At 75.7% G+C, this 21161-nt stretch carries 14 protein-coding genes; 2 read left to right on the forward strand and 12 right to left on the reverse strand.

Annotated elements, in window-relative coordinates:
* The first annotated feature begins 74 nt into the window (after nt 1–74).
* Nucleotides 75–2945, forward strand: coding sequence for a helix-turn-helix domain-containing protein (locus tag IF43_RS0105380; RefSeq protein WP_063753269.1), 2871 nt, complete (start codon nt 75–77; stop codon nt 2943–2945).
* Nucleotides 2946–3017: 72 nt separating this feature from the next.
* On the opposite strand, the gene IF43_RS0105385 is transcribed toward IF43_RS0105380, so the two are convergent.
* Together IF43_RS0105385 and IF43_RS0105390 are read right to left on the reverse strand one after the other, a co-directional pair.
* A complete protein-coding gene (locus IF43_RS0105385; RefSeq protein WP_037887400.1) occupies nt 3018–3818 on the reverse strand; it encodes a BTAD domain-containing putative transcriptional regulator in 801 nt (266 codons plus the stop codon).
* 371 nt (nt 3819–4189) lie between these two features.
* Entirely contained in the window at nt 4190–4873 is a 684-nt protein-coding gene (locus tag IF43_RS0105390) for a 1-acyl-sn-glycerol-3-phosphate acyltransferase (protein ID WP_030194529.1), read from the reverse strand.
* Nucleotides 4874–5073: 200 nt separating this feature from the next.
* Here IF43_RS0105390 and IF43_RS0105395 point away from each other — a divergent pair, with 200 nt between their 5' ends.
* Complete coding sequence (locus IF43_RS0105395) at nt 5074–5319, forward strand: acyl carrier protein (RefSeq protein WP_030194534.1); 246 nt, start codon at nt 5074–5076, stop codon at nt 5317–5319.
* A gap of 69 nt (nt 5320–5388) precedes the next feature.
* On the opposite strand, the gene IF43_RS0105400 is transcribed toward IF43_RS0105395, so the two are convergent.
* From IF43_RS0105400 to IF43_RS0105445, 10 genes are all read right to left on the reverse strand, one after another.
* On the reverse strand, nt 5389–7143 hold the full coding sequence (locus tag IF43_RS0105400; protein ID WP_234331958.1) for a polyketide synthase: 1755 nt from the start codon (nt 7141–7143) through the stop codon (nt 5389–5391).
* Between the two features lie 23 nt (nt 7144–7166).
* Nucleotides 7167–13445, reverse strand: a complete 6279-nt coding sequence (locus IF43_RS0105405; protein ID WP_030194541.1) for a type I polyketide synthase — start codon at nt 13443–13445, stop codon at nt 7167–7169.
* A gap of 70 nt (nt 13446–13515) precedes the next feature.
* Nucleotides 13516–14727, reverse strand: coding sequence for a beta-ketoacyl synthase N-terminal-like domain-containing protein (locus tag IF43_RS0105410; protein WP_030194544.1), 1212 nt, complete (start codon nt 14725–14727; stop codon nt 13516–13518).
* Nucleotides 14724–16031, reverse strand: coding sequence for a beta-ketoacyl synthase (locus tag IF43_RS0105415; RefSeq protein WP_078909931.1), 1308 nt, complete (start codon nt 16029–16031; stop codon nt 14724–14726). The genes IF43_RS0105410 and IF43_RS0105415 overlap by 4 nt, the downstream gene beginning before the upstream one ends.
* Nucleotides 16012–16755, reverse strand: a complete 744-nt coding sequence (locus IF43_RS0105420; RefSeq protein WP_030194550.1) for an SDR family NAD(P)-dependent oxidoreductase — start codon at nt 16753–16755, stop codon at nt 16012–16014. The genes IF43_RS0105415 and IF43_RS0105420 overlap by 20 nt, the downstream gene beginning before the upstream one ends.
* Nucleotides 16755–17051, reverse strand: coding sequence for an acyl carrier protein (locus tag IF43_RS0105425; RefSeq protein ID WP_199922675.1), 297 nt, complete (start codon nt 17049–17051; stop codon nt 16755–16757). Before IF43_RS0105425 ends, IF43_RS0105420 begins: the two co-directional genes overlap by 1 nt.
* A 36-nt stretch (nt 17052–17087) precedes the next feature.
* Complete coding sequence (locus tag IF43_RS0105430) at nt 17088–17882, reverse strand: SDR family oxidoreductase (RefSeq protein WP_030194556.1); 795 nt, start codon at nt 17880–17882, stop codon at nt 17088–17090.
* The gene (locus IF43_RS0105435; protein ID WP_051794712.1) at nt 17876–18901 is read right to left on the reverse strand and encodes a beta-ketoacyl synthase N-terminal-like domain-containing protein; all 1026 of its coding nucleotides are present in this window, start codon (nt 18899–18901) and stop codon (nt 17876–17878) included. The genes IF43_RS0105430 and IF43_RS0105435 overlap by 7 nt, the downstream gene beginning before the upstream one ends.
* The gene (locus IF43_RS0105440) at nt 18901–20094 is read right to left on the reverse strand and encodes a beta-ketoacyl synthase (RefSeq protein ID WP_030194562.1); all 1194 of its coding nucleotides are present in this window, start codon (nt 20092–20094) and stop codon (nt 18901–18903) included. The genes IF43_RS0105435 and IF43_RS0105440 overlap by 1 nt, the downstream gene beginning before the upstream one ends.
* 3 nt (nt 20095–20097) lie before the next feature.
* Nucleotides 20098–20901, reverse strand: a complete 804-nt coding sequence (locus IF43_RS0105445; protein WP_051794714.1) for an alpha/beta fold hydrolase — start codon at nt 20899–20901, stop codon at nt 20098–20100.
* Nucleotides 20902–21161: the final 260 nt, after the last annotated feature.

The following is a 21161-nucleotide window of genomic DNA, read 5'->3' on the forward strand; positions in this document are numbered from 1 at the left end:
GAAACCGTGTTCGCCGTGGTTCGGACGGGGGATGATGAACACCGACGAACACGCGGGGCGAGAGGGTCGGGCAGGTGGACAGTGGACGCCGGGAGCGCGACGCGGCACTCGCGGAGCTGCGCAGGCGGCTGGACGACGGCCTCGCCCTGGCCGGTCTGACCAAGACCCAGCTCGCCGCCCGGGCCGAACTGGGGCGCACGACGGTGCAGGAGGCCTTCAACCACCGGGCCCCGGTGCCCACGGCCGGCACCGTCGCCGCCCTCGCCGACGCGCTCGGCCTGCCGGTCGCCGAACTGCTCGGCCTGCGCCGGTCGGCGACCGCGGCCCCCGAGGGGCCGGCGGAGGCCGGGCCCCTCGGCAAGCCGATCGGTGACTGGGACCCGCATCACCTGGAGGTCCACCCCGCCGGACCCGGGGTCGGCCCCACGCCCGTTCCGCTGCTCTCGGGGTACGTGTCGCGGGAGCACGACCGGGTACTCGCCGACGCGGTCGCGGCGGCCGGTGCGGGGCACCGCCAGATGGTGGTGCTCGTCGGGTCGTCCTCGACGGGCAAGACGCGGGCGTGCTGGGAAGCCGTACAGCCCTTGGCGGCGCAGGGGTGGCGGCTGTGGCACCCCTTCGACCCGTCACGGGTGGAGGCCGCCCTCGAGGATCTCGCCCGCGTCGGTCCGCGCACCGTCGTCTGGCTGAACGAGGCCCAGCACTACCTGGGCGACGCCCGCCGGGGGGAGCGGGTCGCGGCCGCCCTCCGCGCGCTCCTGACTGCCCCGGACCGCGGCCCGGTCCTCGTACTGGGGACCCTGTGGCCCGAGTACGCGCGCCGGTACACGGCCCCGCACACCCCGGGCGCCCCGGACCCCCACAGCCACGTACGGGAGCTCCTGGCGGGCCGGATCGTCCCGGTGGCGGAGGTCTTCGACGCGAAGGCGCTGCGGGAGGCGACCGTACGGGCGAAGGCGGGTGACCGGCTGCTCGCCGACGCGCTCGGCCGGGCCGGGACCAGTGGGCGGGTGGCCCAGGACCTGGCGGGGGCCCCGCTGCTCCAGCACCGCTACCTGACGGCGAGTCCCGGCGCCCGGGCGCTGCTCGAAGCGGCCATGGACGCACGCCGTCTGGGCGTGGGGCTCCACCTGCCCGAGGACTTCCTGACCGCCGCCGCCGTCGACTACATCGGCGAGGAGGACTACGACGGCCTCCAGCACACGGCCGACTGGGAGCGGGCGGCGCTGAACGAGCTGGCGCAGCCGGTCCACGGCAAGCAGGCTCCCCTGCGGGCGACCGGAACCCGGCCCGCTCGCCGGCCACCCGACGGGGCGTCCGGGACCGCTCCCGGCGAAGTGCCCGGTGCCGGGCGGATGTTGCGGCTCGCCGACTACCTCGAGCAGTACGGTCGCGGCGCCCGGCGTCGAGACTGCCCTCCCGAGTCGTTCTGGAGCGCCGCCCACGCGCACCTCACGCACGCCGACGACCTCCGCTCCCTGGCCGCACAGGCGACGGCCCGGCACCGTCTCCGGTGGGCCCACCACCTGTCCCGCCGGGCGGACTCCGTCGAACGGGGCGGGACTCCCGCACCTCCGGCGCAGGGGGTGACGGCGGAGGACCGGCTGCACGACCTGATGGACCTCGTGTGGGAGAGCCGGGACCCGCGGGACCCCGAGGTCGTGGCGGCCTTCGCCCGGGACGCCGCCGCCTGGGGGCCCGTCACCCTCCACACGAGGGGGATCTGGCGGGTCGAGGAGGGGGAGTTGGCCGAGGCCGCGGAACTCTTCCGGCAGGCGGCGGAGAGCGGGCACCCGGAGGCGCTGGGCGACCTGGCGATGCTGCGGGAGGGCGCCGGGGACCCGGACGGTGCCGAGGACCTCGCGCGCGCGGCGGCGCGGGCCGGTCACACCGCGGCCCTGCAGCACCTGGCGGAGCTGCGGGAGCAGAACGGGGACCGCCCCAAGGCACTGGCGTCGGCCCGGGCGCTGGCCGACGCCGGGTCTCCCGGGCTGCTGTGCGACCTGGCTTCACGCAGCCGGGAGGAGGGCGACGCGGCGGCCGCGGAGGAGCTCTACCGCCACGCCGCCGACGCCGGCTCCGTCCGCGCCCTCCACCTCCTGTCCCTGTTGCGGGAGGAGGCCGGCGACCGGACGGAGGCCGAGGCCCTGGCACGGCGGGCGGCCGACGGAGGCCGCGTGCAGGCCCTGTTCGACCTGGCGGTCCGACGCGCGGCGACGGGCGACGTGGCCGCCACCGACTCCCTGTTCCGGCAGGCGGAGGCGGCCGGCCATCCCGGGGCGACGCGGGCCCTGGTCGTCCTCCGGGAGCGTGCGGGCCGCCCCGAGGACGCTGAGGCCCTCGCACGGCGGGCGGCCGGCGACGGTCGCCCCGCGGCGCTGCGCGACCTGGCCGTCCTGCGTGCGAAGACCGGTGACGGGGCGGGTGCGGAACGCCTCTTCCAGGAGGCCGCCGACGCCGGCCATCCGTACGCGATGCTGGAGCTGATCCGGTGGCGGGACGAGAGCGGCGACCGACCGGGCGCCGAGGCGCTCGCCCGCCGGGCCGTCCACACGGACGTCCACAGGCGCCACCACCCCCTGCACGAACTGGCGCGCTGGCGGGACAGGGACGGCGTCAGCGGTGATACCGAGCCGCTCTACCGCGAAGCCGCCGCGCTCGGGGACGACGACGCCCTGATGGGTCTGGCGGTGTCCCGGGACCGGGACGGGTGCCACGGCGACGTGGAAGGCCTGTACCGGGAGGCGGCGGACGCCGGCAGCGTCGACGCGCTGCGCGTCCTGGGGCGCCGGTACGAGGAACGGGGGGACGAGCGGTCGGCCGCGGCCCTCTTCCGGGAGGCGGCGGACGCCGGCCAGGGGCTCCACTTCCGCCTCGGCAGCCGGTGGCCGGCCGGTCTGGACGCGGACGGCGAGCCCACGCCCCCGTGGGGCGACGAGGGCTGAGGGCGTACGGCGCACTGCGGGTCCCGGGGGCAGCGGGCGGGTGCGGGAGGGGCAGCGTACGGGGCCGCCGTGTCAGATGCTCCGCGCCGCCGTGCCGCTGAGTTCGAAGTGGGCACCCAGGGACGGGTCGTGCGTCAGGACGGCATGGTGCAGGCGCTGGAGCCGGGGAGCGGGCTCGATGCCGAATTCCCCGACCAGGTTGCGTCGGATCCTGTCGAATATGGACAGCGCTTCCGCCGTCCGGCCGCCGCGGTACAGCGCGAGCATCAGGTATTCGTGAAGGTTTTCCCACGTCGGCCGGTCGTCGACGAGGGAGTAGAGTTCGCCGACGATCCCCTTGTGATTGCCCAGTTCCAGCTCGATCTCGAACCGCTGCTCCTGCGCGAAGGAGAGCCGCTCGTCGAGTTGACGCCCGATGGAGTCGAAGAGGGGGAGCTCGCGGAGGTCCTCGAGGGCCCGGCCCTGCCACAGCGAAACGGCCCGCCCCAGAACCTGTGACGCCCTTTCCGGGCAGCCGCGCCGGCGGAGTTCGGCAGCGGTGGTGAGCAGGGTGTCCAACTCGGCGACGTCGAGAGTGTAATCACCGGGGTTGAGACGGTAGCCGGGGGGCTGCGTGGTGATGACCGAGGAGGCGTCCAGTCCCAGACCGTCGAGGTGTTTACGGAGTTTTGAGACGTAAACGTGGAGCGCGGTCGACGCGGTGCGCGGCGGGGCGCCCGACCAAAGGGCCTCGGTGAGTCTGCTGGAGGAAACCGCCTCGCCGCGGTGCACGCAGAGATAAGCGAGAAGGGACCGCAGCTTCAGGGCTTTCGGGGTCGCCTGGAACCCTTCCCCCGTCTCGATCTCGACAGGTCCAAGCACCCGGAACCTCATATCCCCTACCTCAGTCCGATCCGATGCAACGGCGACAGGGAAGGGGCACTCGCCTCCCCCCAAGGCCAGCTGACGTGATCATGACTTAGGGGTTCGATGCCAGTCAACACTGGCTTGAACGCACAAGGCGGATTTGAGGTCGATTTGAGGTTCGTAATGATTCCGTTCCGCCGAATCGAGATGCGCGGTATTGATGCGGAACGGCATTGGTCCGAAATGGTGGGCATTTCGGCCCGTTGGGTGCCGGGTGCGTCAACTGGTCGGGGATGCGCGGTAGTTGCCCACATCGGCGCCGGGGGGCCTCGCGTGACGTCGCTCACAGACCGGGCCGGGAGTTTCGTCGGGGACCGCCGGCACCGGCCGCGGCCCGTTCACGTTCCGGTGGTTTGTCGGCTCTTCACGGTCGCCGCGTACACGTGGACGTACTCCTGACCCGTCAGTGCGGCGATCTGCTGAGTGATCTGGTCGGTCACGGCCCGCCTCACCCGGCGCTCGGATTCCCTTCCGACGTGTTCGTCGAAGGTCATCGGGGCGCCGAAATGAACGTCGAAGCGCGCCACGTAGAGCCGCTTGGCCCCGGCGGGATGAACCCGCTCGGTCCCCGCCACCCCGCAGGGGACGACCGGCATACCGCTGCGCAATGCGATCCACGCGGTGCCCGTGTTGCCCTTGTACAGGCGACCGTCGGGCGAGCGGGTGCCCTCGATGTGGACGCCGACGGCGTTTCCCTCGCCCAGGACGCGCAGCGAGGTTTCCAGGCCGGCCATCATCCCCGAGCCGTTCGCGCTGTCGACGGAGATCATCCCGACGGCGCGGAAGAACAGCCCCTGGAACCATCCCTTCAGGCCCGGCATCGTCAGCCAGCCCTGCTTTCCCACGAAGTACAGGGGACGGGGGGTCAGCAGCGCGATGAAGATGGAGTCGAAGAACGAAAGGTGGTTCGCCGCAATGATGAACGGTCCGGTAGCCGGTATGTTCTCGACCCCGAAAACGCGCGGGCGCAGAACCACCTTGAGCGGTATGACGAGAAGCCGCCTGGTGAGCATTCGAAGCATGTGCAGGTCCTATCGTCCTCGGACTTCCGGCCGCAATCCTAGGAGCGACCCCGGTCGCGGGCAAGGCCGATCAGCGGGGGAGTCAGCAGCGCGAAAGAGTTGTTTTAGGTGCCGCGAAAGCGGTGCTTTAGCGGGAGGCAACACCGCCGTGGTTAGACTCCACCGCGTTTCCCTGTACGAAAGAGAAAGACGAGGATGCCGTGTCCCGACCTGCCGACCTTGCTGCCGTCCGCGCGTTCGTCGAGCGGGAACTCGTCGACTTCGGCGCGGAACCCGGCACGATCTCGGACGGGGCCAGGCTGGGCGAGCTGGACATCGACTCGCTGGGCGTCGTGGAACTCACCGCCTCCATCAAGCACGAGTACGCCGTGGACGTGCCGCTCGAGGCGCTGACCAAGGACCTCACCGTCGCGCAGGTCGTCGACCTGATCCGCGCGGCGGCCTGAGGCACCTCCCGGCCAGGGGTTCGGCCCGGACACCGTCCGGGCCGAACCCCTTTCGCATGCGCTCCCGTGCTACGCCGGCGGAGCGTGGCGCCGGCGCTCCCACGGGTAGGCCGGCAGGTCGATCACCCGGCGGGGCAGGTCGGTGAAGCCCGGGGAGCGGTGCGCCGGGAGCCCCGCGACCGCCGGGGACGCCGCGTCCGCCGGGGACACCGCGTCCGTCGGGGACGCCTCGCCCGTCGGGGGCACGACGCCCCCGGCGAGGGACCGCAGCGCCGCCGCCGCCTCGTCCCGATCGCCCGCAGTGATCCGCACGGCGGTCGGCAGCGGGGCGCGGCCGTGGGTCACGGTGTAGGCGAACGCGGGGTAGTCCCCGTCCTCGACCGAGGCGAGCCGGTCGGCCAGCAGCGCCGCCCACGTCCGCAGCGCCTCCGGCGTCCGTGCGGACACCTCGAATCCGGTCACCGGTGCCACGGGGCCCCCGGGCGCCTCCGGCTCGGGCGCCGCACCGACCACGACATGGGCGTTGGTGCCGCCCATGCCGAACGAGCTCACCCCCGCGTACGCCCCCGCCCCCGCCCGCCACGGCTCCAGCGCCGTGGGGACCCGGAAGCCGGTGCCCGCGAGGTCGATCCGCGGGTTGAGCGCGGTGAAGTGCGCCACGGGCGGCACCGCGCGGTGGCGCAGGCTCAGCACCGCCTTGAGCAGTCCGAGCACCCCCGCCGCGGACTCGGTGTGGCCGATGTTCGCCTTGGCGGACCCCAGCAGCACCGGTGCCCCGGAGTTCGCCCGCCCCAGGGCCTCGGCCAGCGCCTCCACCTCGATCGGATCCCCCAAGGAGGTACCCGTGCCGTGCGCCTCCACCAGGCCGATGTCCGCCGGTTGCAGACCCGCGTCGGCCAGCGCGGCACGGATCAGCCGGGTCTGGGCCAGCACGTTGGGTGCCGTGAACCCGGACGAGCGCCCGTCGTGGTTGACGGCCGAACCGTGCAGGACGGCGTGCACCCGGTCCCCGTCCCGCAGCGCGTCGGACAGGCGCTTGAGCACCACGATCCCGCAGCCCTCGGAACGGGTGAAGCCGTTGGCCCGCGCGTCGAACGGCCGGCACAGCCCGTCCGGCGACAACGCTCCCGTGCGCGCCGCGAGTTCGGTGGCGAGCGGGGACAGCACCAGGCTGACCCCGCCCGCCACCGCGACGTCGCACTCGCCCGCCCGCAGCGCCTGGCGGGCCAGGTGCACCGTGACCAGCGACGAGGAGCACGCCGTGTCCACCGCCAGCGCCGGTCCCGCCAGCCCCAGGGTCTGCGCGAGCCGGCCGGCCGCGGACCAGTGTCCGTTGCCGGTGGCCCAGTACGCGTCGGGACGCCCGCCCATCCACTCCCGGTAGTCCTGCCCCGTGACCCCCACGTACAGGCCGGTGCGCCCGCCCGTGGCGCCGCGGGCCGGGATGCCCGCGTCGTCCAGGGCCTCCCACGCCACCTCGAGCAGCAGCCGGTGCTGCGGGTCCATGGCCCGCGCCTCGCGCGGGGCGACCCCGAAGAACGGGGCGTCGAAGGACAGGACGTCGTCGAGGAAGCCGCCGCGGTGCGGCACGGCGTCCCAGGCCTGCCCGAACGGTCCGCGCCGCTCCTCGGGCAGCGGACCCACCGCGTCCACGCCCTCCGCCAGCAGCCGCCAGTACCCGTCCAGGTCACGGACGCCACCCGGCGCGCGCAGCCCGGCGCCGACCACCGCCACGGGCTCGGCGCCCCGCAGGGCCGCCAACTCGGCGCGCAGCGCACGGATCGTCTCCATGGCCCGCGTCATGGGGGTCACCCGTGCGGGCACCCCTTCCTCCTGAGGCCGTGACATCACGCCTCCCCTTCCGTGAGTCGCTCCGCCAGGGCCCCGGCCAGGGGCCGCAGGCTGCCGTACGTCCACAACAGCGTGGGTGACAGCACCAGTCCGAGGTCGGCCTCGAGCCGGTTGCGCAGCTCCAGGCTCATCAGGGAGTCCAGGCCCAGGGACTTGAACGGCGTCTCCCGGTCGATGGACTCCGCCGGGATCCGCAGCACGCGGCCCGCCAGCTCCCGTACCCGCTCCTCGACCAGCTCGGCACGGCGCTCCGGCGCACAGTCCGCGAGCCGCTGCCGCACGTCGGCCGCCCCGGACCCGGCGTCCCGCGCCGGACCGAGCAGCGCCGACCAGCTGGGCCGGCCCGCCGCGTCCGGATACGTCTCGAACCAGCGGCGGGCGTCCAGCTCCACGTAGCCGACGACCACCTCGCCGGCGGTGAGGAAGTCCTCCAGCGCACGCCATGCCTCGGCGGCCTCGAACCCGCCCATGCCGCGGTCCGCGAGCCGGTCGCCGCGCCCGGCCAGCCGGGCCGCCAGACCGATGTGCTCGAACGTGCCCCACTGGACGCTGAGCGCGGGGCGCCCCGCGGTGCGGCGGGCCTCGGCCAGCGCGTCGAGGTAGGTGTTGGCCGCCGCGTACGCCGCCTGGCCCACGTTCCCGACCAGGCCGGCCGCCGACGAGAACAGCACGAACAGGTCGAGCGGATCGTCGGCGGTCAGCCGGTCCAGGTGCGCCGCACCGTCGACCTTGGGTGCCAGCACCTCGGCCACCCCGGCGGGTTCCAGGCTGCGCACCACCGCATCGCGCAGCACACCGGCGGCGTGGAACACGCCTCGCAGGGGCGGAAGTTCGGCCCTGACGGTGGCCAGCGCCAGATCCAGCGACAGGGCGTCCGCGACGTCCGCGTGCACCACCGCCACCCGGACGCCGGCGGCCCGGAGCACCTCGATGCGGGCCGCCGCGTCCGGGCTCGGCGCCGAACGGCCCAGCAGCGCGAGCGAACCCGCCCCGCGCTCCGCCAGGTGCGCGGCCAACGACAGGCCCAGGTCGCCCAGGCCACCGGTGATCAGGTAGGTGCCGTCCGCGCGGAACCGGCCGTGCGGCAGCGGATCGGCCACGACCCGCCGCACCTCGTGCGGCCCCTGCAGCACGAACTTGCCGATGTGGTCGCCGTGCGAGAGGGCGCGCAGCGCCTCCGCGGCGTCCGCGAACCCGTACGGGGTGACCGGCAGCGCCGTCAGCCGGCCGGCCTCGACCTCGTCCCACACCGCGCGGAACAGCCGGGCGAACCGCTCGGGCCGGCGCATCACCAGGCCCTCCAGGTCGACCGCCGCGAAGCTGACGCCCTTGCGGAAGGGTGCCAGGCCCAGCGTGCGCTCCCCGTAGATGTCCTTCTTGCCGACCTCGACGAACCGGCCGTCCTCCGCCAGCACCTCCAGGCCGCGCGGGATCGCCGCCCCCGTCAGGGAGTTGAGCACCACGTCGACGCCGCGGCCGCCGGTGCGCTCCAGGACCGCGTCCGCCCACGACAGGTCCCGCGAGTCGAAGACGTCCGCGATGCCCATGTCCCGCAGGTAGGCCCGTTTGGCGACGCTGCCGGCCGTCGCGATCACCTCGGCGCCGAGCAGCCGCGCCACCTGGACGGCGGCCAGGCCCAGCCCGCCGGCGGCGGAGTGCACCAGCACCGTCTCGCCCGGCTCGATCCGGGCCAGGTCGCGCAGCGCGTACCAGGCCGTCGCGGCGACCAGCGGCAGCGCGGCGGCATCCTGCTGGGTCATGGCCGGGGGCACCGGCCGCACGTGGTCCGCACGCACCGTCAGATGGGAGACGACCGCCCCGAACTTGCAGGCCACCACCCGGTCGCCGATCCGGAACCCGGAGGTGCCCGGGCCGACGGCGACGACCCGCCCGGCGCAGTCCCCGCCGAGCAGCTCCTGACCGCCCGAGGCGTCCGGGTAGGTGCCGACGGCCTTCATCACGTCGATGAAGTTCAGCGAGGCGGCGTCCACCTCGATCTCCACCTCGCCGGGGCCCGGCTCGCGGCGTACGAGCGGCAGGTAGCGCAGCGACTCCCACAGGCCCGGGCGCGGCCCCGGATGCAGCCGGAACGGTTGGCGCGGTGCGTACGGCGGTGTCGCGGCCGCCGCGTCGGACGGCTGCCCGCCGCGCTCCAGCCGCCCGGCCAGGCGCCGCCCCTCCCGCAACAGGACCTGGTCCTCCCGCTCGGCGGCGAACAGCTCGCGGCGGACCCCCGCCGCCCAGCCCGGCTCCCGCGCCGTGTCCACCAGCCGGGCCGCCAAGGCGGGGTGCTCGCCCTGGAGCACCCGGACGAACCCCCAGTACAGTGCGGCACCCGGATCGGGTGCCTCGGCCGGCCCCGCCGGCCGGGCCCGCGTGGTGAGCACCGTCAGCCGGGGGGCCCGGGGCCGGTCCACGCAGGCGCTCGCCAGCGCGCCCAGCGCCAGCAGGCCGGCGCGCTGCTCGGCCTCGGCGGCCGCCCGGTCGCCCTCGTCCCCCGCGGCCGCGTCCCCGGGCCGGCCGGGGGTCCCGGCCGGCGCCACGAACACGACCTCGGCGACGTCGTGCCCGTCCAGCGCCCCGGCCCAGGCGGCCCGGTCCGCGGACGCGCCCGGCGGCAGCGTCACCGCCTCCGCCCCCAGCTCCCGGGCCAGTTCCGCGACGGCGTCGGCGGCCGACCGGGGGCCCGCCACCCGCCACCTGCCGCGGACCTCGCCCGGTTCCCCGTGCTCGCGCTCGCGGAACGTGAAGCGGTGCACCCGCGCCGCGCCCGCCCCGGGCTCCTCGCCGAGGGCCAGGGGACGCAGCTCCAGCCCGACCACCTGGGCCACCGGCTGCCGCTCGGGCCCGTACAGCGAGAGGTCGAACCGGCCGTCGGCCCGTCGCACCGCGCGCACCCACAGCTCGGTCACGCCCGCCGGACGGCCGGGCAGCAGGTGCAGCCGCTCCATGGCGACCGGTACGACCGTGCCCTCCTGCCCGCACAGCGCGAGGGACACCTGGAACGCCCCGTCCCACAGGGCGGGATGCAGCAGGAACCGCCGCGCGCCGGGACGGCACCCGTCGGGGAGCACCACCCGTCCGAGCGCCTCGTCGCCCGCGACCCGGAGTCCGCGCACGCCCTGGAAGGCCGGACCGTAGTGCAGCCCGCGGGCCGCGCACGTCCGGTAGAACTCGGCGGCGTCCACGTCCCGGGCGGCCACCGGCTCGCCGGGGAAGGCCGGCACCTCGGGCCGGTCGTCCTGGTAGGAGGCCCGGGCGCGCACGTGCCGGACCCAGCCCTCGGCGCCCGGCGGCAAGGAGGACAGCTCCAGGCTGCCGCCCTCCCCGGTGTCCTCGCGCCACACGCCGCCCAGCCGCAGCGGCCCGTCGGCGGGCAGCGTCATGTCGCTGTGGAACGCCAGGTCGCGCAGCGACGGAGGCACGCCGCCGGTGCGGCCCAAGGCGGTGCCCAGGCACAGCTCGATCGCGGCGGCGGCGGGTACCACCACGGCGTCGTGCACCCGGTGGTCGGCGAGCCAGGGGTGCGAACCGGTGCCGAGCTCCAGCGTGCCGTGCCGTACCCCGCCCTCGGTGGGCAGCGGCGCGAGCGGGAAGGCGAACGCCGCCGACCGGTCGGTGCTCTGCGCGGCCCCCACCCAGTAGCTCTGCCGCTGCCACGGATAGGGGGGCAGCCCGGCGTCGCGCGTCGTCGGCCGCGGACCGTACGGGGTCAGCCCCGCCACATGGCCTCGGGCGAAGGCCTCCGCGAGGTCGGCGCACGACCCGCGGTCGCGGTGCAGGGTGCCCAGGACGGCCGGGGGCTCCTGGCGCAGGGCGCCGAGCCGCTCGACCGCCGGGACCAGCACGGGATGCGCGCTGACCTCCACGACATGGGTGACGTCCTCGTCCAGGAGCCGGTCGACCACGGTGGCGAACCGCACCGGGCGGCACAGGTTCTCCACCCAGTACGCCCCGTCCATCTCCGCGCCGCCGAGCGCCTCGGCCCGCACGGTGGAGACCAGTTCCAGCTCCGCCGGGCCCGGTCGGACCGCGCCGAGCACCTCGTGCAGTTCGTCGGCCAGCTCCAGCATGAGCGGGCTGTGGGAGGCGTAGTCGACGTTCACCAGGCGGCAGTACGTGCCGTCCGCCTCCAGGAGTTCCTTCAGCAGCAGCACCGATTCGGCGTCCCCGGACAGCACGCAGGAGCCGGGGCCGTTGTGCACCGCCAGCGCCACGCTGTCCTCGAACCCCTCCAACGCGGCCCGGGCCGCGTCGGCGTCCAGGTCCACCGCGAGCATCCGGCCGGTGCCGGCCGCGGTGCGGCGCAGCACGGCGCTGCGCCGCGCCACCACCAGGGCGGCGTCCTCGAGGGAGAGGACGCCCGCCACGGTCGCGGCGGCGATCTCGCCCTGGCTGTGGCCGACCACGACGTCCGGCTCCACCCCGGCGGCCCGCCAGGCCGCCGTCAGCGCCACCGACACCGCCCACAGCACCGGCTGCACGACGTCGACGCGCTCCAGCCACGCGTCGCCGGCCGCACCGGTGACCACCTCGACCAGGTCCCAGTCGGTGTGCGGGGCCAGCGCCACCGCGCACCGGTCGATCTCCCCGGCGAACACGGGGTCCTGCGCGTACAGGTCCCGCCCCATGGCCGCCCACTGGGAGCCCTGCCCGGGGTAGACGAACGCGGTCCGGCCGCGCCGGCGGGCCCGCCCGGTGACCGTGCCGGGCCGGACGGTGTCCGGTGCCGCGGCGTACGCGTCCAGTGCCGCCCGCGCCTGCTCGCCGTCCGCGGCCACCAGTCCCGCGCGGAACGGGAACTGGTCGCGCAGCCAGCCCAGCGCGGCCGCGATCTCGCGCGGCCGGGCACCGGGCCGGTCCAGCGCTGCCCGTACGTCGCGGGCCCGCTGGGCCAGGGCGGCCCGGCTGTGGGCGCTCAGCGGCAGCAGGAACGGCGCGCCGGCTCCCGCCGCGTCCGGCGCGGGCCCGGCATCCGCGTCCGTGGCCGCCTCGGCGGGAGCCGGGGCGACCACGGCGTGCGCGTTGGTGCCGCCCCAGCCGAAGGAGCTCACGCCGATGTAGACCGGGCCGTCGGACGGCAGCGGCAGCGGCTCGCGCACCACCGACAGACCCAGGTCGGCGAAGGGGATGTCCGGGTTCAGCTCGGCGGAGTGCAGGCTGGGCGGCACCACCCCGTGCTTGAGCGCCAGCACCGCCTTGAACAGGCCCGCGAGCGCGGCCACCGGCTCCAGATGGCCGATGTTGCTCTTCACCGAGCCGATGCCCAGCGGAGTCGTCCGCCCCGGGGCCCGGCCCAGTACGGCGCCCAGCGCGCCCGCCTCGACGGGGTCGCCGACCCGCGTGCCGGTGCCGTGCGCCTCCACGTACAGGACCTGCTCCGGCGGGATCCCGGAACCCTCGTACACCCGGCGCAGCAGGTTCTCCTGACCCTCCCGGCTCGGGGTCACGACGCTGTCGCCGCCGCCGTCGTTGTTCACCGCGGTGCGCACGATCACGGCGTGCACCCGGTCCCCGTCCCGGCGGGCCTGCTCCAGGGTCTTGAGGTAGACCGCGGCCACCCCCTCGCCCCGGACGAACCCGTCGGCCCCGGCACCGAAGGCGCTGCACCGGCCCGTGGGCGACAGCCCGCCGAAGTGCGTGAGGCCGATCGTCACGTCCGGGGTCAGCATCAGGTTCGCGGCGCCCACCAGCGCCCCCTCCACGTCCCCCGACAGCAGCGCCTGGCACGCCAGGTGCAGCGCGACCATCGACGACGAGCAGCCCGTCTCCAGGGTGAGGCTGGGGCCGGTCAGCCCCAGGAAGTACGAGATGCGGGCCGACAGCATGTCGAGCGCGTTGCCGGAGATCGAGTGCTGGGTGGGACGGGCCCCGCGGTCCTCGCGCAGCCGCTCGTAGTCCTGCCACAGCCCGCCGAAGTACACGCCCGTGCGCGAACCGCCCAGCCGGGCCGTGGGGATGCCGGCGTCCTCCAGCGCGAGCCAGCTGGTCTCCAGCATCAGCCGCTGCTGCGGGTCGAGCACCTCGGCCTCGCGGGGCGAGACGCCGAAGAACGCCGCGTCGAACCTGCTGACGTCCTCCAGGAACCCGCCGTGGCGCTGGATCTCCTTCTCGGGGTCCAGCGGGCCGTCCGCGTTCCAGCGGTCGGCGGGGACGGGGCGGACGGCGTCGTGGCGGTCCATCAGCATCCGCCAGAAGCGGTCCGTGTCGGGAGCGCCGGGGAACCGTCCCGCCATCCCCACGATGGCGATCGTCCCGGCCGGGTCGTGCTGCACTTCCTACCTCCGTACACGGGTTCCGGGAGACCGGGCCCGTTCGATCACGAGTTCTCAGCTGCGGCGGGGTTCAGGGGCGCGGGGCGCGCACCAGGACCGCCGACGCGTGGCCCTGGACGTCGGTCGTCAGGACCAGCGCGGGCCCGTCCCCGGGTGGGTGCGCCCCGCCCACCGCGAGCTCCGGCAGCCGCGGGTCCCAGCCGTCCAGGCCGGGCGTCGGCGGCGTGCGGCCCTCGGTCAGGGCCTTCGCCGCCAGCGCGACCTGGAGCAGGGCCGTGCCCCCGGCGCAGTCGCCCAGGGCGCCGAACGGGCTGAAGACCGGGGTGCCGCCGGTGGTGGCGGCGGCCAGCGCGAGCGCCTCGTCCCGGTCGGTGGCCTCGTCGCCGCAGGCCGAGGAGACCACCAGGCCGATCCGCTCGCCCCCCGGGCCGGTGGCGGCCACCGCCCGGCCGATCGCGCGGTGGGCGGTGCCGGCCACATCGGTCCCGCGCAGGGCTTCCAGGCCGGTGACCTCCGCGTGCACCCGGGCACCCCGGGCCCTGGCCCGTGCGGCGTCCTCCACGACGAACACCACGGCCGCCTCGCCGGGCAGTGCTCCGGCGCGCCCGGCGGCGAACGGGGCGGGGTCGCCGGTGCTCCGCCCGGCGGCCAGCCGGACCGGGTCCAGCACGTCCACGGCCGCCACCAGCACGGCCCGGGCCTGGCCGGTGCGCAGCCAGTCGGCCGCCACGGTCAGCGCGTGCGCGCCCGCGCAGCGCCCGGCGGTCAGGGTCAGGACGGGCCCCTGGGCGCCGGCGGCGATGCACAGGTCCGAGACGGCCGCGTTCAGGCTGCCCTGCGGACCCTGGTACGGGCTGACCAGCTCCGGACCCAGCGTCAGCCCGTCGTGCAGCACCTGCAGATAGCCCGTCAGGCCGCCCGCCGCGGTGCCCAGGACCACGCCCACGTCCTCCGCGGCCCACGGGTGCGGGTCCGCGCCGCCCGCCCCGGCCCCCGCCGGGTCCAGCCCGGCGTCCTGCCAGGCGAGCAGGGCCACCCGGGAGGCCAGCAGGGACTCCCGGCTCAGGGCGCGCAGCCGGCGCCGCCCGAAGGCGGGTACGTCCGGCAGGTCGTCGGCGAGCGCGGCGGCCCGCGAACGGGCCGCGCCGGGGTACAGCTCGCCGGGCGCCGCCCGGTCCGCGAAGGGGGTGCGGCCCGCCAGCAGGCCTTCCCAGACCGCGTCCAGGCCCTCGCCGAGCGCGCAGGTCAGGCCGATGCCGGTGAGGGCGACGGAGCCGTTCATCGAGTGCTTCCTGCCGGGATCGTACGGACGGGTCGGGCGAGGCCGGGGCGGGTGGAGCCGGGGCGGGTGAACACCGTGCACGCGGTGTTGCCCCCGAAGCCGAACGCGTTGTTCACGGCCACGCGCACCGGCAACTCCCGGGCCCCGCCCCGGACCACGTCCACCGGGCACTGCGGGTCCAGGACGTCCAGGTGCGCCGTGGGCGGCACCACCCCGTCGCGCAGCGCCAGGACGCAGGCCACCGCCTCGATCGCGCTCGCCGCGCCCTGGGTGTGGCCCAGCGCCCCCTTGAGGGAGGTCACGGCGGGTGCGTGGGCGCCGAACACCGCGCGGATGGCAAGGGCCTCGACGCGGTCGTTGGACGGAGTGCCCGTGCCGTGCGCGCTGATGTGGTCGACGCTCTCCGGGGCGAGCCCGGCCCGGGCCAGGGCCCGGCTCATCGACAGCACCGCGCCGCGGCCCTCGGGGTGCGGGGCCGTCATGTGGTGGGCGTCGGCGGCCGAGGCCCAGCCGGCCAGCTCCGCGTACACCCGTGCCCCGCGGCGGTGCGCGTGTGCGGCCGACTCCAGGACGAGGACGGCGGCACCCTCGGACACCACCAGCCCGGCCCGGTCGCGGTCGAAGGGGCGCAGCGCGTCGGGCGCGAGCGAGCGCAGGCTGGCGAACATCGTCATCACGCCGCTGGACAGCTCGTCGACACCGCCGGCCAGCATCACGTCGGCGCGCCCGGCGCGGATGGTGTCCGCCGCGTGCGCCAGCGCGCTGTTGCCGGATGCGCACGCCGTGGCCACCACCAGGCTGGGCCCCCATGCACCGAGGTGCCGGCCGACGACGTCCGCGAGGTCCACGATCGGCGCCCCGGCGGGCCCGGCGAGCGGCCGGTCCGGTACCGGCGGGCCGCCGGCGGCGGCCCGGTGGAAGGCGGTGACGGCCGGCTCCAGACCGGCCCGGTTGCCCAGCAGGGTGCCCAGGCACACGCCGGTGCGGTACGGGTCGGCGGGTCCGCCGTCGAGGCCGGCGTCCGTGGCGGCGGCGGCCGCGGCGGCCACGGCGAGCCGGGCGCTGCGGTCGCCGCGGCCGCGCGGCGCGTCGAAGCCGGGGACCTGGCCCGCCAGCGCGGCGGGGAAGTCCGCGGCGTCGGGCCGGTCCAGCGGTCCGGTGCCGACCACTCCCTCCAGCGCCGACCGCCAGAAGGTCTCGACGGTGGTGCCGATCGGGCTGAGCACGCCGAGCCCGGTCACCACCACGGTCGTCTCCGGGTCGCGGACCACGGGGCCCGTGCCCTCAGTTGCTGACGCCGCCATCGACCCCGATCACCTGCCCCGTGATGTAGCCGGCCCGGTCGGAGGCCAGGAACGCGACGGTGTCGGCGACCTCCCGGACCGTGCCCGCGCGGCCGAGGGGGATCTTCGCGAGCAACCGCGTGCGGGCCTTGTCGGACAGCCCGCCCGCCACGTCGGTGTCGATCAGGCCGGGCGCGACCACGTTGGCGCGGATCCCGAACCGGGCCACCTCGTCCGCCAGGGACCTGGTGAAGCCGATGATCCCGGCCTTGGAGGCGGAGTAGTTGGTCTGCGAGGCGCTGGCCCGGACGCCGGCCACGGACGAGATCGTCACGATGCTGCCCCGCTGCCGCCGCATCAGCGGGAACACGGCCGCGCGGCACACGTGGAAGGTGCCGGTCAGGTTGGTGTCGACGACCTCGTGCCAGGCTTCGGCCGTCATCGTCGCCAGCGGCCCGTCGCGGACCACGCCGGCACTGGTGACGACCACGTCGAGCGGGCCGAGGCGCTCTTCGGTGTCCTCGACGAACGCCGCCACCGCGGCCGCGTCCGTCACGTCGAGGGCGGTGCCGTGCACCCGGACGCCGTGGTCGGCCGCCAGCCGCTCCAGCGGACGGGTGTCCTCGGGGAGCGAGCGCGCGCAGTAGGCCACGTCGTGGCCGTCCTCGAGCAGTCGCTCCACCACCGCCCGGCCGATCCCCCGGGACCCGCCCGTGACGAGCGCGACCTTGCGGGAGCCCGCCATCAGGCCGCCCCCAGCTTCTCGGACAGCAGGTCGTAGGTGGCCTTCAGGGAGCGGACCTCCTGGAGGTTGGACTGCTCCATCCTGACCTGGTACTTGCGCTCCAGTGCGACCAGGATCTCCAGGGCCAGCAGGGAGTCGACGTCCAGGTCCTCCTTGAAGTCGGCGGTGTCGGTGACCTCGTCGGTGTCGACGTCGATGATCGACGCGAGGGTGCTGCGCAGGTCCTCGAGGTCGAGCACGGCGGCAGCCGCAGCGGCAGCAGGAGCGGTGGCAGGGGTGGGGGTCCGGTCGGTCATGGCAAGTGCCTCCATCAGGGGTCGGGTGTGCGGGGGTCAGACGAGGCCTTCGCCGCCGTCGACGTCGATGACGTTGCCGGTGATCCAGGACGAGTCGCTGGCCGACAGCATCACCACGGCCTCGGCGACGTCCTCCGGAACGGTGATCCGGCCGTGGGGGTTCGCCTCGGAGGCCCGGCGGGCCAGTTCGTCACTGCCCGGGATGCGGATCAGGGCGGGGGTCAGCGTCAGGCCGGCGCGCAGGGCGTTCACGCCGATGCCCGCGGGGGCGAGTTCGACGGCCAGCTGCCGTACGTGCGCGGCCAGGGCGGACTTGGCGGCGGACACCGCCCCGTAGTTCGGCATCACCCGGCTGTCGCCGCGGCTGGTCAGCGCGAGCACCTTGGCGCCGCGCCGGAGCAGCCCGGCGGCGTGGAGGTCCTGGACCCAGTAGACGAGGCTGTGGCCCATGACGCCGACCGTCATGTCCATCTGCCGCTGGCTGATGACGTCCTCGGCGTCCGGCCCGGGGATGTACGGCAGCAGGCTGCCGAAGGCCAGAGAGTGCAGCACCACCCTGATGCCGTCCGGACCGGCGGCCTCGGCCAGCAGCGGGACGAGCTCGGCGCGGGTCTGCCGGCTCGCCGCGTTGGCGTTGTGGAAGCGCACCTGTACGCCCATGGCGCGCAGGTCGGCCTCCAGGGCGTCGGCCTCCTCCTGCTGCACCGCGGTGCTGAAGTGGACACCGAAGACGTGCGCGCCCTCACGGGCCATGGCCAGGGCGGTGGCCCGCCCCATCCCGCTGGAGACGCCCAGGATCAGGCACCACGAGCCCTTGACGGAAGTCAGCATGTGTCACACCTCTTGGTCGGTTCCGGGCGGTTCGGCGATGAGAGCGCTGCGAAGGCGACGTTGCCCTGGGCGGCCGCGGCCACCACCAGCAGCGGGCGCGGCGAGCCGGTCAGGACGCCGTCCGCCAGCTCGGTGACCGGGGCCAGGGACCCGGCGCGGGGGCCGGAGCGGGCCGTCGAGACGGACGCCCGCCCGGCGGACCAGGCGCGTACGGCACGCTCGACCGCCCCGCCGACGGGGGAGGGGTCGGCCAGCAGCCGGATCTCCGGCGGCGCACCCCCGGTCGGGTGCAGCGACTCCAGCGCGTCGTGCACGGCCGCCGCGGCCCGGGCCCGGCCCTCGGGCGTGGTGAGCGCGGGCGGCGGCACGAACCGCAGCGTGGTGCGCAGCACCGCGGGGTCGTCGGGCGCGGCGGGACGGACCTCGCGCGCGGCGGCGCCCCGGGGCGCCACCCCGGGAGCGGGGTGCAGCAGGAGCAGCGCGGCCCCGTCCTCGGGCGCGGCGTCCCCCGCCCACGGGTCCGGCGCCTCCGCCGCCCCCGACAGGACCGTGTCGGCCCGGCCCGCGGCCAGCTCGCGCGCGGCCAGGTGCAGGGCCTCGACACCGGCCACGCGGGGCGAGGTGACCGTCAGGTTGAAGCCCTTGAGCCGGTGCTCGGTGGACAGCCGGACCGCGACGAGGTTGACCGAGAAGAAGGGCACCCCCATCGGGCTGAGCGCTCCGGCCCCGTCCCGGCGGACCGTCGCGTCGATGTCGGCGTGCACCGCGGCGACCGCACTGTTCGTGCCCACCACGGCGCCCCGCCGCTCCGCCGGCTGCCGCTCGGTCCAGCCGTCGACGGCGGCCAGGGCGTCCCGCCCGGCCGCGACCAGGTACTGGCCGGCGGCCGGCAGGAAGCGGTGGCCGCGGCCCAGCCGGGCCCGGTGGTCGAACCAGGGCGCGCCGGGGGTGTGTCCGGCCGGGGGCAGGACCAGCCCGGCGCCGTGGACGAGGGACTCGGCCACCGTGGCGGCCGCCATCACCGCACACCCCCGAACACCATGGCGAAGTTGCTGCCGCCGAACGCGTACGCGTTGATCAGGACGTCGGACCGGTGCGGCGCCAGCCGCAGCGGCGTGGGCGGCAGCCACACCGGGCAGGAGGGATCCGGGTACTGCAGCGGCGCGTTGGCGGGGACACGGCCGTGCCGTGCCATCAGCGCGGCGCCGACGGCGGCGAACGCGGCGGAGGCCCCGGCGGTGTGCCCGATGAACGTCTTGAGGCTGAACAGGGGGGTGTCGGCGACGCGTTCGCCGAACACCTCGCGCAGGACCCGGTACTCCACCTCGTCGTTGGGCGGCGTGCCGGTGCCGTGCGGGATGACGCAGCCGATCCCGTCCGGGGCCCTCCCGGCCGCGGCCAGTGCGTCCCGGGCCACCCGCACCAGCTGGCTCCCCTCCGGGTCCAGGGCCGTGGGGTGGTGGGCGTCGCAGCTCCACGCCGTGCCCCGGACCTGCCCGTAGACGGGGCGCCCGGCCGCCGCCCGGGCGGACTGCACGACGAGCATCGCGGCGCCCTCGCCGAAGACGGTGCCCCGGCGCCGCGCGTCGAAGGGCCGGCACCGCTCGGGGTCGGTGGCGCCCAGCCTGTCGAACGCGGCCGGCGGCACCCACGCGAGGCCCTCGGCGCCGCCGACCAGCACCGTGTCCGCCTCGTCGCGGCGGATCAGGTCCACGGCGACGGACAGCGCGTAACCACTGGCAGCGCACGCGTTGCTGACGCTGATGTTGGTGCCGAAGGAACCGAGCGCCCCGCCGACCGCCGCCGCCACCGAGAACGGCGTCCGCCAGCTCCCGCCGCCGGGCACCCGACCCTCGCGGACACCGCCGTCCCCGCCGGCGGTGCCGATCACCACGGCCATGTCGGCGGTGACCGCGGGGGACAGGCCCGCGTCGGCGAGCGCCTCGCGGGCGGCGCGCAGGGCGAAACCCGTGGCCCGGCCCCGGGCGTCTCCGGCGTCCCCGGCGTGCCCGGCGCCCCCGGCGTCCTCGGCGGGTCCGTCGGACACCCGGTACGCCAGGGCGTCCGGCACGTACTCCGTGAGCCCGGGCACGGGGACCGGCAGGGGGGCGCCCGCGTTGAGCCCGGCCCAGAACTCGCCCGCGGTGCCGCCCAGGCAGCTGACCGCCCCGATGCCGGTCACGAACACGTCGGTGGTGCTGACGGTGGCCACGTCTCAACTCGCTCTCGTGGAGGGGCCGAAGGCGGCCGGCCACAGTTCGGCCAGCAGAGCGTGGACGGCGTGCGCGAACGCGCCCGCCCGCTCGGTCATGGGGAAGTGCCCGCAGTCCGGCAGCAGGGTCCGCCGGCCGTGCGGCAGCGCGGCCGCCAGCTCCTCGGCGTCCTCGGGCGGGGCGAACCGGTCGCCGTCACCGGCCACCACCAGCACGGGCACGTCGACCCGGTCGACGTCGACGAACGGGCTGCGCAGGTACGACTCGTAGAAGCGGAGCCAGCCGTACGGGCCCACCCCGTCGCGCACCACCAGCGCCATGTCCCGCCGCGTCTGCGCCGGCAGCGCACGGGTCGAGCCGAGCCGCAGGGCCTCGTCGAACACGTCCTGGAAGACGGACAGGTAGTGCTGCGCGGTGTCCCAGTGGAAGTCCTCCGGGCGGCGCCGGTGGAAGGGCGAGACCAGCACCGCCGCGCGGGGCCGTGCCGCCGGCCCGGCGGCCGCCAGGTACTCCAGGGCGAGCACCGCGGCGAAGGAGTGCGCGACGAGCACGTCGACGCCGCCCGGCACCTCGGCGAGCGCCCGGCCGATCCACTCGGCGGGGTCGCCGGCGTGGCTCCACGCGGCACCGCCGGCGGGCCCCCACGGCAGCTCCGCCGTCCACAGCTCGACCGCCGGCGCGGCGTGTTCCGCGTACGCCCGCCAGGTGGTGCCGCTCGCGGCGAGACCGTGCAGGGCGAGCACGCGGACCGGGGGTCCGGCGTGCGCCGCCCGGGCCCGCCGGACGCTGAGGCAAGTGGCGGCCATCCGTCCCCCATTCCTAGGTCGTCGAGAAATTGGTTGCCGACCCGGAATTCGTGAATCTCGATCGGCGCGGGCCGGTGCTCTCTTCCAACGCGGTCTCGCGGGATCCTGGCCAAGCCGCTGGTCAGCGTAGTGGGATGGGGCTAAAGCCGACCTTAAACCCCCCTGTTGCGGGACCTTAAACGGTCGGCACGGACCGCAATTAAGTGCCGCTTTAGGGAGGTGTTTAGGAGGGCGTGCCTAGGGTGCTGGGAATCGAAAAT

Source organism: Streptomyces sp. NRRL S-87 (genome assembly GCF_000719335.1).
Lineage (GTDB): Bacteria > Actinomycetota > Actinomycetes > Streptomycetales > Streptomycetaceae > Streptomyces.

Excerpts from the sequence above, each read along its gene's own strand:
- IF43_RS0105385 (WP_037887400.1), bottom strand. The coding sequence starts at position 3,818 with ATGAGGTTCCGGGTGCTTGGACCTGTCGAGATCGAGACGGGGGAAGGG.
- IF43_RS0105390 (WP_030194529.1), bottom strand. The coding sequence starts at position 4,873 with ATGCTTCGAATGCTCACCAGGCGGCTTCTCGTCATACCGCTCAAGGTG.
- IF43_RS0105410 (WP_030194544.1), bottom strand. The coding sequence starts at position 14,727 with ATGAACGGCTCCGTCGCCCTCACCGGCATCGGCCTGACCTGCGCGCTC.
- IF43_RS0105415 (WP_078909931.1), bottom strand. The coding sequence starts at position 16,031 with ATGGCGGCGTCAGCAACTGAGGGCACGGGCCCCGTGGTCCGCGACCCG.
- IF43_RS0105420 (WP_030194550.1), bottom strand. The coding sequence starts at position 16,755 with ATGGCGGGCTCCCGCAAGGTCGCGCTCGTCACGGGCGGGTCCCGGGGG.
- IF43_RS0105425 (WP_199922675.1), bottom strand. The coding sequence starts at position 17,051 with ATGACCGACCGGACCCCCACCCCTGCCACCGCTCCTGCTGCCGCTGCG.
- IF43_RS0105430 (WP_030194556.1), bottom strand. The coding sequence starts at position 17,882 with ATGCTGACTTCCGTCAAGGGCTCGTGGTGCCTGATCCTGGGCGTCTCC.
- IF43_RS0105435 (WP_051794712.1), bottom strand. The coding sequence starts at position 18,901 with ATGGCGGCCGCCACGGTGGCCGAGTCCCTCGTCCACGGCGCCGGGCTG.
- IF43_RS0105445 (WP_051794714.1), bottom strand. The coding sequence starts at position 20,901 with ATGGCCGCCACTTGCCTCAGCGTCCGGCGGGCCCGGGCGGCGCACGCC.